This is a genomic window from Bacteroides sp. AF32-8BH, from assembly GCF_003435205.1.
Classification (GTDB): domain Bacteria; phylum Bacteroidota; class Bacteroidia; order Bacteroidales; family Bacteroidaceae; genus Bacteroides; species Bacteroides ovatus.
The window spans coordinates 1-13,433 of record NZ_QVLZ01000044.1 but is presented as its reverse complement, the minus strand read 5'-3'; the positions used below and the strand labels follow the sequence as shown (position 1 = coordinate 13,433).

The following is a 13,433-nucleotide window of genomic DNA, read 5'->3' as shown; positions in this document are numbered from 1 at the left end:
TTCATGCCAGAGAAGGAACCGCCCGGAGAGCACAGAATGACAGGGATTAATATTCTCTCATCATTAATTGATAGAAGGAACTTCTACATCCGGGATTGTTGTTGTCCAATCTTCTACTGTAGGATCACCGAATTCTATCGCATTGGCACTGATAATGAAATTATACGTTATTTTCTGGTTCTGTCCCCACGCAACCGGATTGTATGTTCTGTCCGAAGCGTCATAACTAAGGTCCAGCGTCCTTGTAAACGGCTGTTCAGCTCCTGATTCACCAAGATTGTAAGTGACATCCACTTTCACACTGTTCGTATTCTGCGGAATGAACAGCATATCGTTAAACGTTACTGCTGTAGCAACATCAAGTACATTGTCACTTGCCAGGTTCTCCAGATTTGAATCGCTTGCTCCTACAAAATCAGTATCGGATATAGCCCATTCAGGTACCTGCGACTGAACAAAAGTACCTTTTTTACTCATCCCGTAAATCTTCACTGTCTTCAATGTAACCTTGGTTTCAGCAATGCCAACATCTTTCTTAAAGGAAAGATTGATATTCGACAGTAAATGATTAAAGTTAAAAGTAACCTGATTGACAGGAGCATTGGCCAATCGTGTCACTTTGTCTGCAAGCATCAAGTCTACGTGATTGGCAACTAAAGGTTCTACGGTGAAATCTGTAACGGTGATGTTTTTATTATCATCAATAGTCACTCCACTGGCTTTATAAGGATAATAAGCATAGAACTCATAGGACGAACGCGTATCCCAGTATTTCAAAGGCGAATATTCCCATGCACTTGTAGTTCCATTATACTTCACTTCCTGATTCAGGAATACATCAGTATCCACGGTTTCAAAAGTAGAATACCCCCAGACTCCGAATGCTTTCCCATCAGTCTTGAGCGTGCTGCCCGTTTCAGCTGCACGTGTGTTCTTGTTGGCAAAAACAGAAAAGTCCAGCACTTTCTGCTCTGGCATTGCCACATCTTCGATATTGGTGCATGCGGTAAACGTCAATGCAACAACTGCTGTTAAAACAGCAAACAAATTGGTTTTTCTCATCATTCTTTCTTTTTTAAATGGATTCAATAATTAAATTAATTACTTATTTATATTTATGAGATGGGAATATCCACATCTACATTTTCTTCCCAATCGTTCACATCCCCGTCGAATCCGGAGCCGCCGGGTCTTTCTCCTTCTTCAGGAGTGACTACAATGCCACTGACAACAATGACTCCTCCCTGGGGTTGCCTGCTAACTTGATCAGTGACATCAAACTCCACCATTTTAACTTTACCACTCATCAGTTTCAATTCCAGCACAAGTTTATGCGTGGCGGCCGTCTCCGATCGCCCGAAAGAACGAGCAATGGTTTCGACGCCGTAATCACAGGTATAGCAATCGAGCAACAGGGTGACTACTTTGTCGTTGTCGGTATGTCCATCTTTCAAAGAAACTTTCCCTGCCATCCCCGATAAGTAGGCACGGGCTTCGGAAACATACTCCCGGCCTGAAATGAATTCATATCTGATCAGGTAGGTCCACGTTCTAGGAGCCAGTTCGACCTTCATCCTCGCATTGGTTGTCTCTTCATCTTCATTTTTCACTAATTCTTGTTCGGACAGAAATGCGGCAAACAGCATATCCGGGACATTAGCGGTCAACTCATCGGGATACTTGTTCGAATAGGATGCCGAACGCGTTCGGGTACGGGTAGTTGCAACCGCTTCGTTTACCGCATGCATATTCTCAAAGATGATCCCTTCCGTATCATTATTGTATAATAGCATATCATAACGTCCGCTATTGATTGCCACACGACCGCCATGATGCTCGAAATTGTGACTTGAAATGGGAGTCTTATCGCCGTAGTCGAAAACATGGAGCCTGACTCCTTCCGGTACCCGAGGCAGCATCCTATCCCAATCTACCGTCCACTCGGCAGGCCATTTCTCATTCCAGTTTTCATCACATGGCAAGTGCCAATCCAAGGAATAAGTGATCTCCAGATGCAAGTCTACCTCCTTGAAATGCTCGTAATATAAATCCTTTCTACAACTTATAAAAACAGTCAAAACAAGTATATAAAACCAATATTCATATCGTCTAGTCTTATTCATTATAAAAGATTAGTTCACCTTTTCTGATACAGAATATTCCATATCAGAGTGATACCCGCTTTTGTCACTCCCCAATAATGCGTCTTATGCCTCGATTGGTATACGTAGCGGTTATCTACAGGCAAATATTTATCATAATTCGTGAATATATATCCTCCACCAATAGTGAACTCCAATGACATCTTCCCATTCAAGTTAAGACTGTATCCATAGGTGAGACTCGTTCCTATGAACTCACCATAATATCCCGTTTTCTTATTTTCGAGATCATAGATACCACCATGGATATTGGCTCCCAGAAAATGTTTCCTTCCGGCAGCCTTGCTGTTCAGCCAATATCGGCCTTCCGCAAGGTATTGCCTGATCTGATAATACTGGTGTTTGGATTTCCTTTTCCACCAAGGCATAGTAAAGGTGCCCGATATAGACCAATGACTGTCCGGGAAATAATACTCGGCAGTTACATTTGGTGCAAGTGCCGCCCAATATAGTAGATTAGTACCAATAGTAAGATATGCAGGCATATTGTTTATTGTTTTCGTTTCTTGTCCGACATTTTCCGAATAAGCTACCCTAACAGCAAGAACAAAAAGCATCATTACACATAGAAACTTCTTTACTTTAAAAACCTCTAATTTATATCGCCATTTGGCTATATTCATAATTCTCCCTCTAATATTTAATTTCTGGAGCTTCATATAATTAGTCTAAAATGTCCGTATTACAAAGAAAACAGTTACATTCGAACTGTATGATAGTATTTGAGACGTTTAATCTACTTTGTTTACGGAAACATAAAACATACACTAATAAATGACACAATAACTGGGATTATAATAAACAAGCGAAAAGAACCTATTTCACTTTTTGAAAAAACGGGAAATTATTGTTCAAATTATCGAACTAAACATTATTGCTGTCGTTTTATATTTAGATGCTTAATTTTCATATTTACAATATTTAATAATACATTGACTCATGACTATGAATTTAAATAAAATTGTTTTGACAAAGATTCTGGATATCATGCCGGAAAATTTAAAACCGGTCACTTTGCTTATGGATGTCTTAGACATTGGCAAAGAATCCGCTTACAGGAGACTGAGAGGTGAAAAGCCATTCTCTATGGAAGAGATTTATAAACTATCTCTGGTGTTAAACTTTTCACTGGATGAGATTATCAGTAATGATAAAAGCGATGCCGCCGCGTTCAATCATATAGGTACAATCAGACAAAACCCAAGCAAGAATCTTCTAGAGTTTTTTCGCTACTATGAAAGCTACCTGCAACGCTTGATTGACTCGGAGAATTCCGAAATCACCTGCACACTAAATCATTTTCTGCACACCATGTTTATAAACTATGAACATTTATTCAAATTTATCTATTACCGATGGATGCATCAAATGACAGATGTACCACTGAACTATCTATATTCGGAGGTAGTCATTTCCAAAGAGATTAAAGAAAGCTGTGAAAGAATGAGCTTCTTGAATACTAAAATAAGAAAGCTGTCTCTCATAGTCGATAATAATCTGTTTCTTAATCTGATAAAGGAAATGCAATATTTCTATGTGAGAGGACTGTTGAACGAGATAGAATTGGATACGCTCAAGGTAGAGCTGCACAAATATTTGGATGATATAGAAACAACTATAAATAAAGGTATTAATACCACCGGAACTCAAATTGAAATTTATCTATCAGTGTTATACATCAATAGTACCACTACTTATACGACATGGGATGACAGTAGTGAATCTGCTTTCTGGCATCACTATGGTTACCCGATATATACAAGGAATAAGGAAATCACAGCCAGACACAAATTGTGGATCGATTCTCTGAAGAAGTATTGCACCGTCATATCGCAGTCCAATGAACTCCTTCAGGCTGAATTCCTGAATAAGCAACGAGAGTATATAGACAATATAGCAGTAAATATCCTGCTCTGAAAGGAACTGTCAGAGCGCAATGTCATGCAATAAATATTCTTGTTGACCTAAGAAAGCATTTCACTGCTTATCATATAAAGCATTTTTCTTTCATTCAACCATTTACAAACAAAGAATCCTGTAATTCAATTGATTACAGGATTCTTCTTTTCATTATAATGTTGTGGAGCTGGAGGGAATCGAACCCTCGTCCAAACGAGGAAATCATAAGCTTTCTACATGCTTATCTTTGCCTAAATTTTCGTGCAGGAACAGAACCAAAGCCATCAATTCCTGCCTTATCCTCTAAAGTTTCATCAAAAGTGCGAGGCCGCCTTTGACTATCCCCGATGTAACTGCACCACTGAACCGGAATGCTTCGGAGCAACAGCTTCCGAGTGATGTCTCGTCCTGGCACCTAGTGCCTGGATTAAGCTAATCTACTGTGATTCGATTAAGCAGCAAGAGCGTAATTAGTTTCGCCAGATAAAATTTTGATAACTGATATTTAAGTGGAAATTACCGACCCACTGCATGCTTACCTACCATTTCTGCCCGCTGTCAAATCCAGTCAACCCCAAATTTTTATTCGTACAGAATAGCGATTGTTTAGAACGCTTTCCAAGGGTACAAAGATAGGAAATGTTTTCTAATTTACGAGAAGACGTTAGCAAATATTATATCAAAGCACTATCTTTACGGAGCTATTTTATATTTAAGGTGAAAAAGCATCATGAAAAATCAACCAATAATAAGCTACTTATGATTAAGACATATCTATCTAAAACATCTATATTCAAAGCATTTGCCGCTGTTTGCATATTCGGAATCAGTATCAGTGGCTGTACTTCTAAAAAAAAGACTCCTATGGAAACAACCGATACAACGAAAAACGAACTAACCATGTTGGTGGGTACTTACACATCAGGAACCAGTAAAGGGATATATAGCTACCGCTTCAACGAAAAAGACGGGACTGCTACTCCGTTAAGTGAAACGGAAATTGAAAATCCTTCTTATCTTGTTCCGTCTGCCGACGGAAAATTCGTCTATGCAGTCAGTGAATTCAATAATGAACAAGCTGCTGCCAATGCATTTGCTTTCAATAAAGAAAAAGGTACTTTGGAATTATTAAATTCACAGCAAACAGGAGGTGAAGATCCTTGCTATATCATTGCCAATGAAAATAATGTGATAACTGCCAACTACAGTGGTGGCAGCATTTCTGTATTCCCTATCGCAAAAGATGGTTCACTCCTACCCACTTCCGATATTATACAATTCAAAGGCGCGGGAGTAGACAAGGAAAGACAAGAGAAACCGCATCTGCATTGTGTCCGTATCACTCCAGATGGTAAATACTTGTTTGCCGATGACTTGGGTACAGACCAAATACATAAGTTTATCATTAACCCCACTGCAAATACAGAGAATAAAGAAGCATTTCTGAAAGAAGGATCGCCTGCTGCCTTTAAAGTGAAAGCCGGTTCGGGTCCCCGTCATCTGACTTTCTCGCCAAACGGCCATTATGCTTATCTGATTAATGAGTTATCGGGCACAGTAATCGCCTTTGAATACAAAGACGGAGATTTAAAAGAGATGCAAACAATCGCTGCCGACACGGTAAACGCACAAGGAAGTGCTGACATTCATATCAGCCCGGATGGAAAATTCCTGTATGCCAGCAATCGTTTGAAAGCAGACGGTATTGCTATATTCAATATCCACCCGGATAACGGAATGTTGTCAAAAGCAGGCTACCAACTGACAGGAATTCATCCACGCAATTTCATCATTACACCTAATGGCAAATACTTATTGGTTGCTTGCAGAGACAGCAATGTGATACAAGTCTATGAAAGAGATGCAGATACAGGACTATTAACAGACGTACAGCAGGATATTAAAGTAGACAAGCCGGTCTGTATACGGTTTGTGCGATAAGTTATTTCTTACTCTGGGCAATCCGGCTATCAGGAGTATGCGTCTTCACAACGATTTTACTCCCGTTCTTGGTACACTTGATACGTTCTTTCCGCAATGTCCTCTCTTTTAAATCAAAAATGAGATTCGGATTAAAATGTTGCCCGTTAATACGGGTTTCGAAGTGTACATGTTCGGTAGTGGCACGACCGGTACGTCCTGTCAGCCCGATAGCTTGTCCGGCTTTTACGACATCACCAGCTTTAACCAAATTCTTGAAATTGTGGCTATAAAGCGTTTCCAATCCGTTAGCGTGGCGGATTACAACGATATTTCCATAGGCATAATAGGGTTTCGACATACGCACTACTCCATCAAAAGCAGCACGAATCGTATCTTTTGCACAGGTCTTAATATCTGTTCCCGAATGTCCTCCACGAGTTCCATAGGCAGAGATTACTTTTCCTCCGGGTAATGGGAATGCATATTCGTGGTCTTTCAGAGAATCCAAATGCAGATAGATATGATTGCTTTTAGCAAATAACCCGGGAGTAGCTACCCGTACATCAGCCATTTCGCGGGCAGAGAAGGAAGGTTTATCCTGCCCGTCGGCAGTCAGTGGCAATAATAAAACTGTCAGTAAGATAAGTATGTTTTTCATGTCTTTTTTCTTAAAGCACTCATTCTAATTATTCGAAGAATACGATTTCGCCTCCATCCGATTCTGTATAGTTTCTTAATAAGGTTTGTATCATTTCAACAGCTTCTTGCAAACCATCTTTCCCATTATAACCGTTGACTATCGCCAGGATATGAGTAGTTCCGAGATCCATCTTCGTACGTTCGTGATCGCTTGTCGGTGTTCCGATTCCTCCGAATGAATCGCGATATACGGGTAATCCTTCAATATTCAACACACCGCGACCGATACCTTCAAACGGTTCTCCAGCTTTGCCGATACCGAGTTCAAGGTGTGTACCTTGTATTTTATCCGCATCGAAACCACCAATAGAATGTCCCGTACGAAGAGACACGAGGTTAATCAGGTCTACCAGTGTATCAATCTGATATAGCGGGATTCCACGCATCAGGCGGCGGCGTAGAGCTTCGGCTGACGGGCGATAACGTCCGGGGTCTTTGCCACAACGTTTATAAGCCTCACGGGTAGCAAAGATAACGGGTTGATGTTTGATGTCTTCCATCTGTGTAGTGGAAGTCAGTTGTTCGGTGAAAGCATTGATTTCCTGCCAAAGACCTTCGCTGTAAGCAGTATTCTTCACTGCAGCATACACGGCGGCTCCGGCGAAAACCGGGCATGCGTCTTTTATTTCTTTAGATACTTTTATTTCAAACATAACTTATCATAAACCAATCATCAGCGTCCTGCAATTACGGACACCAATTATTACTTTCTAATCATTATTCCCGACAAGATACGACCGGAATCTATTCCCAGTCTACGTGCGGAGAAGAATTCATCATGATGAATATAGGTACAGATGCCAGCTACTTCTATCTGTTCTGCAGGCACTCCGGCATTCAGTAATTCAATCCGGTTGGCTTCCCACAAATCAATATGATATTTGCCCGTCTCCTTCTTCTTCATAGAAATAAGAGACATATCGAAACCGCTTTCTTTAAAAGCATCATACACCTCATCACCTACTTCAAATGATTCGAGCGAAATGCTCGGCCCGATGCAAGCTACCACATCTTCGCCTTGCGTCCCGAATTTCTGATTCAAGTGATCCATCACATGACTGACAATATGCTTCACAGTTCCTTTCCATCCGGCATGAACGGCAGCCACAACATGTTGTTTTTTGTCGTACAGCAATACAGGAACACAATCCGCCGTCGTGACGCAAACGCAATACCCCGGCACATTAGTTATCAAGGCATCCATTCCTCGCAAAAGTAGCTGTCTCATTTCTAATGACTCTTTAAAAAATGATTCATTGATAATCAGACTGGCACAACCATGGCTCTGTTCAGGAATAAACAACTCCTTTATCTGATGATTCATGCACTGAAACAACCAGCTCTGATTGCGATTGACGTTCATGCATGAGTCGTTGGTATAAGGCGAACAGTTGAAAGAGCCGTAAGCTCCGGTGCTTATACCTTCGTGACGCGTTGTTACGAAATGAGCTACCTCGGGATATACATCCAGTGACTTATATCCCTTCAACTCATTATTTTTTGTAAGTGAAATCATTTTTCTTCCCAATCTTCTTCCTCGTATTCATAGTCGATATCATCGTCATCATCATCAACATTGTCATCATATTCATAAACGATGTCTTCATCTTCGCCCATGTCTTTGAGCTCCTGTTGCAGACGGGTTACGTCCTTCGGACGGTGAACGATGTCCTCTATCTTATTGCTTTCCTTATTCAGTTCTTCCCAAAGAATGTCTTTCAACACCGAGATACCCAAACCGGAAACAGAAGATATGAATACGTGGGGAATGCCTTCCGGCAATGTAGGTTCTATTTCGTCCATCAATTCCTGATCGAGCATATCGCTCTTGGTGACAGCCAACACACGTTGCTTGTCCAACATTTCAGGATTGAAAGTACGCAGTTCGTTCAGCAAGACTTCGTATTCCTTACGAATGTCGTCACTGTCTGCCGGAACCATAAACAGCAGTAATGAATTGCGCTCGATATGACGCAGGAAACGCAGTCCCAAGCCTTTACCCTGACTGGCTCCCTCGATAATACCGGGTATATCTGCCATCACGAAAGACTTTCCACCATGATAGGAAACGATACCCAGATTGGGTTCGAGCGTAGTAAAGGGATAATCGGCGATTTTCGGTTTAGCAGCCGAAATGGAAGAAAGCAAAGTTGACTTACCCGCATTCGGGAAACCTACCAGACCGACATCGGCAAGTAGTTTCAGCTCCATGATAACGGTCATTTCCTGCATCGGTTCTCCCGGCTGTGCAAAACGCGGAGCCTGACGGGTTGCCGTCTTGAAATGCCAGTTACCCTGACCACCGCGACCGCCTTTGAGCAAGATCACTTCCTGTCCGTCTTCTGTTACGTCACAAAGATATTCCCCTGTCTCGGCATTATAAACGACCGTTCCGCAGGGCACTTCTATTACTTTATCCGCACCGTCTTTTCCGAAACTACGTCCTTTACTCCCCGATTCACCATGACCGGCCATTGCGTGACGGTCATACTTCAAGTGCAACAATGTCCAGTAATTACGGTTACCGCGCAAGATGATATGACCTCCTCTTCCACCATCGCCCCCATCGGGACCTCCGTTAGGACAATATTTCTCGCGCCTCATGTGCGTAGAGCCTCTTCCGCCCTTACCCGAGCGACAGTATATCTTTACGTAATCAACAAAATTCGATTCAGCCATATTCTTTTTAAGTAGTTAAAGTAGTCAGTAGTTAGAGTAGTTAAGTAAAATACTCCGGCTACTGACTGACTTATTCATTTATAATAGTGTATTGATAATTAGTAAGATTACTAAATTACAATTTATCTACTGCTTCGCAGATTTCAGCAAAGATACCTTCCATAGTACCCAAGCCGTTGATGTGTTGGTATTTCTTTTCGTTCTTGTACCAGTCGATCAGTGGGGCAGTCTGTGAATGATATACGTGCAGACGTTTTTTGATTGTCTCTTCGTTATCATCAGCACGACCGGAATCCTTACCACGTTTAATCAGACGTACCATCAGTTCTTCTTCCGGAACATCCAGGTCAACCATTACAGAAACATCCTGTCCTCTTTCTGCCAACATTTTCTTTAATGCTTCAGCTTGTGCAATTGTTCTTGGGAAACCGTCGAAAATTACACCTTTGCTATCTTTGAAGCTGTCGAATACGCTTGCCAGAATATCAATCATTAATTCATCAGGAATCAATTGACCTTGGTCGATGTAACCTTTAGCAGTTTTACCCAATTCTGTGCCATTCTTGATTTCAGCACGCAATACATCTCCTGTTGAGATGTGATTGATTCCATACTTTTCTACAATACGTTCGCTCTGTGTTCCTTTTCCTGAACCCGGAGCACCGAAAATTACGATGTTCAACATTTTGTTATTTACAATTTAACGATTTACTATTTACCATTTAAACTGGTACCTATTTAATATTAGCTGTTTAATCTACTACTGTATAAATATCGGGATAGTTGCGTCCGAAACCATCATAATCCAGTCCGTAACCTACGATAAAGTCGTTCGGGATTTCCATTGCTACGTATTCGATGTTCAGATTGACCTTGAGTTTTTCAGGCTTCACTAGCAGAGAAGCAATATGGATTGCTTCAGGGTTGCGTGTACCCAATGTATCCAACAGGCGTTGCATGGTTAGCCCGGTATCCACAATATCTTCTACAATAACTACTGTACGTCCGGCAATGTCTTCATTCAGTCCGATCACTTCCTTAATCACTCCCGAGGAAGTCACTCCCTGATAAGAAGCCAGTTTCACAAACGAAATCTCGCAAGGGATGGTGATGTGCTTCAACAAGTCGGCAGTAAACATAAATGAACCGTTCAACACACTAAGGAAGAGCGGATTCTTACCTGCCAAGTCGCGGTTGATTTCGTTCGCTACGCGAATCACTTCTTTCTGAATATCCTGTTCCTTAATAGAAACAGTGAACTGTTTGTCTTTTATCTGAATGGTATCCATAACCGGTAATTTAAAAAATAACCTTGCAAAAATACGATTTTTTATTCTACCCCGTGCATCATCTTCTGTAATTTCTTCGAGAGAAGGAACAGAATCAATGAAGCAACACCGGACATGACAACGAATACCATAAAGAAATCGTACATGGTAGCAATCTGATAACCAAAGATTGATTTCACTTTTCCGGCTTCCGGATAAAGTCCACTCAACATGCCTGCAAATTTATTGGCTGTGGCAGTAGACAGATACCAGATTCCCATCATCAAAGAGGCGAAACGTAGCGGACTCAACTTATTTACCATTGAAAGTCCGATAGGTGACAAGGCTATTTCACCCATTGTATGAATAAAATAAAGTCCTGTCAGCCAAATCATACTTACCTTCACTCCGGGGATAGCATCTTTCACTCCGAAACAGATGAAAAGATAACCTAAAGAAAGAAGTAACAAGCCAATCGCTTGTTTGGTAGGAGAAGCAGGTTCCATCTTTCGTTTGTTGAGGAAGCTCCACACACCCGGCATTATATATGCCAGGACAACAACAAACAGAGGATTGAAGGATTGAAACCACGAAGCCGGCATTTCCCAACCTAAAATATCACGATTGGTCTGTTCGGAGGCAAAGAGAGTTAAAGAGGCTCCTGCCTGTTCGTAAGCCGCCCAGAAGAAAATGACAAAGAAAGCTACTATATAGATAACGAAAATACGACTACGTTCGATCTTGGTTAATGAACCATCCAATAGGATGAGAACAGGGAAAACAATGCAGGCGGTAAAAATACCGATGCTCACCCAGTCACCCTCAAAAGCGTAATTAAAGAAGGCTATTAAAGCAACTGTAAGAATAGTGATTACAAGGGTATTACGCAACTTGGTACGCTTATCCATCTTCGGGTGTGAGATATGCTCGGCTTTATCCTCTTTCTTTTCACGTTTGGCATCGGGGATAATACCGATTGGCTCTCCGGAAGGAGAGAAAAGATATTTATTCTTTTGAGTTTCAAAAAGTACAACAGTGAACAGTGTCATGATTCCGGCTGCAAGAAATCCCCATTTAAAATCGTGCGGGTCACCGGTATCGCCCAGATAACCACAAATCAAAGGGGCGGCAAAAGAACCTACATTCACTCCCATATAGAAGATGGTATATGCAGCATCCAGCCGTCTGTCTCCCGGTTCGTAGAGTTGACCTACGAGAGAAGAAACGGTAGGTTTGAAACAACCATTTCCCAAGATCAGGAATCCGAGTCCGCCATACATCATCCAGTGAGCAAGTTCCGTATTATCTAAAGTAGAGGCACTCATAAACATCAGGAATTGTCCGACTGCCATCATCATTGCTCCCCAAAACACAGAGCGACGGATTCCCCAATATTTATCGGCAATGTATCCGCCAATCAAAGGAGTTAAATAGACTAACCCGGTATAGCTACCGTAAATGGATGCTGCCGCTTCTTTGTCAAACAATAATGCCTGCGTCAGGAAAAGAATAAAGATCGCACGCATACCGTAGTAACTGAAACGTTCTGCCGTGCTTGTCGCGAAAATCAGATAAAGGCCTTTCGGATGCCCTTTCAATGCACTCATGAATTTATGTGTTTAGTAGTTTATGGGGTGCAAAGGTACGAAAAATAGATTAAATGCTTCAAAAAAAGAAAGTTCTTATCAAACGGGAATATAGGGGGAATAATAAAAATGGGCATAAAAAATCCTACTGATCCACTTCATTATTTTTTTAGCTGTGTAAATAACAAAGTGGAGATCCATCTTAAATATAGGTTAGCTACCACCTTAGCCAAAAGTAAATTCGACATTTTCGATACTGGCAAAAAGCATTCCTTCTCTTTTCCTCAAAAAGATTTTGTCTTCTCGGGCCAGCCAACCAATAGCAAGAGCTACGTCTTCAAACGTCAAACTTAATTCACGGCACAAATCGAACATTGAAAGTTCACCTTTTTCATTTAAGATGCGCCATACTTTCCCGGCATTCAAGCCAATTTTTGTCTTTTCCATCATGCAAACTTTAGAAGATTAAACAATTTGTTATTTAGATTCTAATTCATTGTGAGCACTGGAAAATAATGTGATGCACATTACCTATCTCCAAAGATAACATTTTTATCGGAAACGACAAATAATCAAAGGCTTAATCAGGGGAACCGCATTAAAAATTTGTTTAAGAAGGTATGGAGATAAACTAAACACAATTTCCATCCGCCCCTCTACAGAAAAAGATTTTTCATTTTCATTTCTCATAGTGTAGTGTGCCGGAAGCTGACATTGAATAAATAGAGCTATGTATTCCTTTTGCTTGCTTCCATACACAGTGTCTCAGTCCCACATATTGTGGGAAAAGATTCCCTAAGGCTTGGGAAAGTATTCCCTTATTTTGTGGGAAAGTTTTCCTTCAATATATGAGAATACTTTCCCACAATATATGGGACAATCGAGAACAACGAACATCCTCAAGCAAAAAGCCACTATTTTATCTAAATAGTAGCTTCATTTCCTGATAAAAATAAGGCAGGCTGAAAGAAAAAAGGAAGAACAAATGGCTTTTGACTATGAGAAATACCCTGAAATACTATGAGAATAAGGTGGCTTTTGAGCCAAAATATGGGAGAACTTATGAGAAATACCGTTTCGAAAAAGTGTTTCTCATAAGATATCTATTTGATTAGCTTTCGTTTATCGAAAAACAATGAGAATATGAGAAATGAAATGAAGAAATCTGGTTCTTCGTCAAATTTGGTGGTAATCTCTTTTTTATTTCAACTGTCTTC

13 protein-coding genes and 1 other RNA gene are annotated in these 13,433 nt (G+C 40.9%); 2 read left to right on the top strand and 12 right to left on the bottom strand.

What is annotated here, in order from left to right:
- Positions 1-63 precede the first annotated feature (63 nt).
- The 3 genes from DWZ47_RS24155 to DWZ47_RS24145 are packed head-to-tail and all read right to left on the bottom strand — an operon-like array spanning position 64 to position 2,785.
- Positions 64-1,065: a fimbrillin family protein gene (locus tag DWZ47_RS24155; RefSeq protein WP_117514941.1), complete on the bottom strand. Its 1,002-nt coding sequence runs from the start codon at positions 1,063-1,065 to the stop codon at positions 64-66.
- Between the two features lie 50 nt (positions 1,066-1,115).
- Positions 1,116-2,123 (bottom strand): DUF5119 domain-containing protein, encoded by a 1,008-nt coding sequence (locus DWZ47_RS24150; RefSeq protein ID WP_117514939.1) that lies wholly within the window; start codon positions 2,121-2,123, stop codon positions 1,116-1,118.
- A 14-nt stretch (positions 2,124-2,137) separates the two neighbouring features.
- Positions 2,138-2,785: a DUF3575 domain-containing protein gene (locus DWZ47_RS24145; protein ID WP_233525100.1), complete on the bottom strand. Its 648-nt coding sequence runs from the start codon at positions 2,783-2,785 to the stop codon at positions 2,138-2,140.
- 316 nt (positions 2,786-3,101) lie between these two features.
- Here DWZ47_RS24145 and DWZ47_RS24140 point away from each other — a divergent pair, with 316 nt between their 5' ends.
- A complete protein-coding gene (locus DWZ47_RS24140; protein ID WP_117514935.1) occupies positions 3,102-4,079 on the top strand; it encodes a helix-turn-helix domain-containing protein in 978 nt (325 codons plus the stop codon).
- 161 nt (positions 4,080-4,240) lie between these two features.
- On the opposite strand, the gene ssrA is transcribed toward DWZ47_RS24140, so the two are convergent.
- Positions 4,241-4,637, bottom strand: a transfer-messenger RNA (tmRNA) gene (ssrA, locus tag DWZ47_RS24135).
- A 183-nt stretch (positions 4,638-4,820) separates the two neighbouring features.
- Between ssrA and DWZ47_RS24130 the strand changes: the two genes are divergently transcribed.
- Complete coding sequence (locus tag DWZ47_RS24130; RefSeq protein WP_117514933.1) at positions 4,821-6,002, top strand: lactonase family protein; 1,182 nt, start codon at positions 4,821-4,823, stop codon at positions 6,000-6,002.
- A 1-nt stretch (position 6,003) separates the two neighbouring features.
- On the opposite strand, the gene DWZ47_RS24125 is transcribed toward DWZ47_RS24130, so the two are convergent.
- The 8 genes from DWZ47_RS24125 to DWZ47_RS24090 all read right to left on the bottom strand — a co-directional run bounded on the left by DWZ47_RS24125 (position 6,004) and on the right by DWZ47_RS24090 (position 12,666).
- Positions 6,004-6,642, bottom strand: a complete 639-nt coding sequence (locus DWZ47_RS24125; RefSeq protein WP_004304684.1) for a M23 family metallopeptidase — start codon at positions 6,640-6,642, stop codon at positions 6,004-6,006.
- 28 nt (positions 6,643-6,670) lie between these two features.
- Positions 6,671-7,336 carry a B3/4 domain-containing protein gene (locus DWZ47_RS24120; protein ID WP_117514932.1) on the bottom strand — a complete coding sequence of 222 codons (666 nt, stop codon included), beginning with the start codon at positions 7,334-7,336 and terminating at the stop codon, positions 6,671-6,673.
- Positions 7,337-7,386: 50 nt separating this feature from the next.
- A complete protein-coding gene (pgeF, locus tag DWZ47_RS24115; protein WP_117514930.1) occupies positions 7,387-8,199 on the bottom strand; it encodes a peptidoglycan editing factor PgeF in 813 nt (270 codons plus the stop codon).
- Positions 8,196-9,362, bottom strand: coding sequence for a GTPase ObgE (obgE, locus tag DWZ47_RS24110; protein WP_004304678.1), 1,167 nt, complete (start codon positions 9,360-9,362; stop codon positions 8,196-8,198). The genes pgeF and obgE overlap by 4 nt, the downstream gene beginning before the upstream one ends.
- Before the next feature lie 115 nt (positions 9,363-9,477).
- Positions 9,478-10,047, bottom strand: coding sequence for an adenylate kinase (locus tag DWZ47_RS24105; RefSeq protein WP_004301902.1), 570 nt, complete (start codon positions 10,045-10,047; stop codon positions 9,478-9,480).
- Between the two features lie 67 nt (positions 10,048-10,114).
- Positions 10,115-10,651, bottom strand: a complete 537-nt coding sequence (gene hpt, locus DWZ47_RS24100; protein ID WP_004304676.1) for a hypoxanthine phosphoribosyltransferase — start codon at positions 10,649-10,651, stop codon at positions 10,115-10,117.
- Positions 10,652-10,692: 41 nt separating this feature from the next.
- The gene (locus tag DWZ47_RS24095) at positions 10,693-12,237 is read right to left on the bottom strand and encodes a peptide MFS transporter (RefSeq protein WP_004304674.1); all 1,545 of its coding nucleotides are present in this window, start codon (positions 12,235-12,237) and stop codon (positions 10,693-10,695) included.
- 204 nt (positions 12,238-12,441) lie between these two features.
- On the bottom strand, positions 12,442-12,666 hold the full coding sequence (locus DWZ47_RS24090) for a winged helix-turn-helix domain-containing protein (RefSeq protein WP_004301899.1): 225 nt from the start codon (positions 12,664-12,666) through the stop codon (positions 12,442-12,444).
- Positions 12,667-13,433 lie beyond the last annotated feature (767 nt).

What these genes read in the sequence shown, in the direction of transcription:
- DWZ47_RS24155 (WP_117514941.1), bottom strand. Translation starts at nt 1,065, where the DNA reads ATGATGAGAAAAACCAATTTGTTTGCTGTTTTAACAGCAGTTGTTGCA.
- DWZ47_RS24150 (WP_117514939.1), bottom strand. Translation starts at nt 2,123, where the DNA reads ATGAATAAGACTAGACGATATGAATATTGGTTTTATATACTTGTTTTG.
- DWZ47_RS24145 (WP_233525100.1), bottom strand. Translation starts at nt 2,785, where the DNA reads ATGAATATAGCCAAATGGCGATATAAATTAGAGGTTTTTAAAGTAAAG.
- DWZ47_RS24140 (WP_117514935.1), top strand. Translation starts at nt 3,102, where the DNA reads ATGACTATGAATTTAAATAAAATTGTTTTGACAAAGATTCTGGATATC.
- DWZ47_RS24130 (WP_117514933.1), top strand. Translation starts at nt 4,821, where the DNA reads ATGATTAAGACATATCTATCTAAAACATCTATATTCAAAGCATTTGCC.
- DWZ47_RS24125 (WP_004304684.1), bottom strand. Translation starts at nt 6,642, where the DNA reads ATGAAAAACATACTTATCTTACTGACAGTTTTATTATTGCCACTGACT.
- DWZ47_RS24120 (WP_117514932.1), bottom strand. Translation starts at nt 7,336, where the DNA reads ATGTTTGAAATAAAAGTATCTAAAGAAATAAAAGACGCATGCCCGGTT.
- pgeF (WP_117514930.1), bottom strand. Translation starts at nt 8,199, where the DNA reads ATGATTTCACTTACAAAAAATAATGAGTTGAAGGGATATAAGTCACTG.
- obgE (WP_004304678.1), bottom strand. Translation starts at nt 9,362, where the DNA reads ATGGCTGAATCGAATTTTGTTGATTACGTAAAGATATACTGTCGCTCG.
- DWZ47_RS24105 (WP_004301902.1), bottom strand. Translation starts at nt 10,047, where the DNA reads ATGTTGAACATCGTAATTTTCGGTGCTCCGGGTTCAGGAAAAGGAACA.
- hpt (WP_004304676.1), bottom strand. Translation starts at nt 10,651, where the DNA reads ATGGATACCATTCAGATAAAAGACAAACAGTTCACTGTTTCTATTAAG.
- DWZ47_RS24095 (WP_004304674.1), bottom strand. Translation starts at nt 12,237, where the DNA reads ATGAGTGCATTGAAAGGGCATCCGAAAGGCCTTTATCTGATTTTCGCG.
- DWZ47_RS24090 (WP_004301899.1), bottom strand. Translation starts at nt 12,666, where the DNA reads ATGATGGAAAAGACAAAAATTGGCTTGAATGCCGGGAAAGTATGGCGC.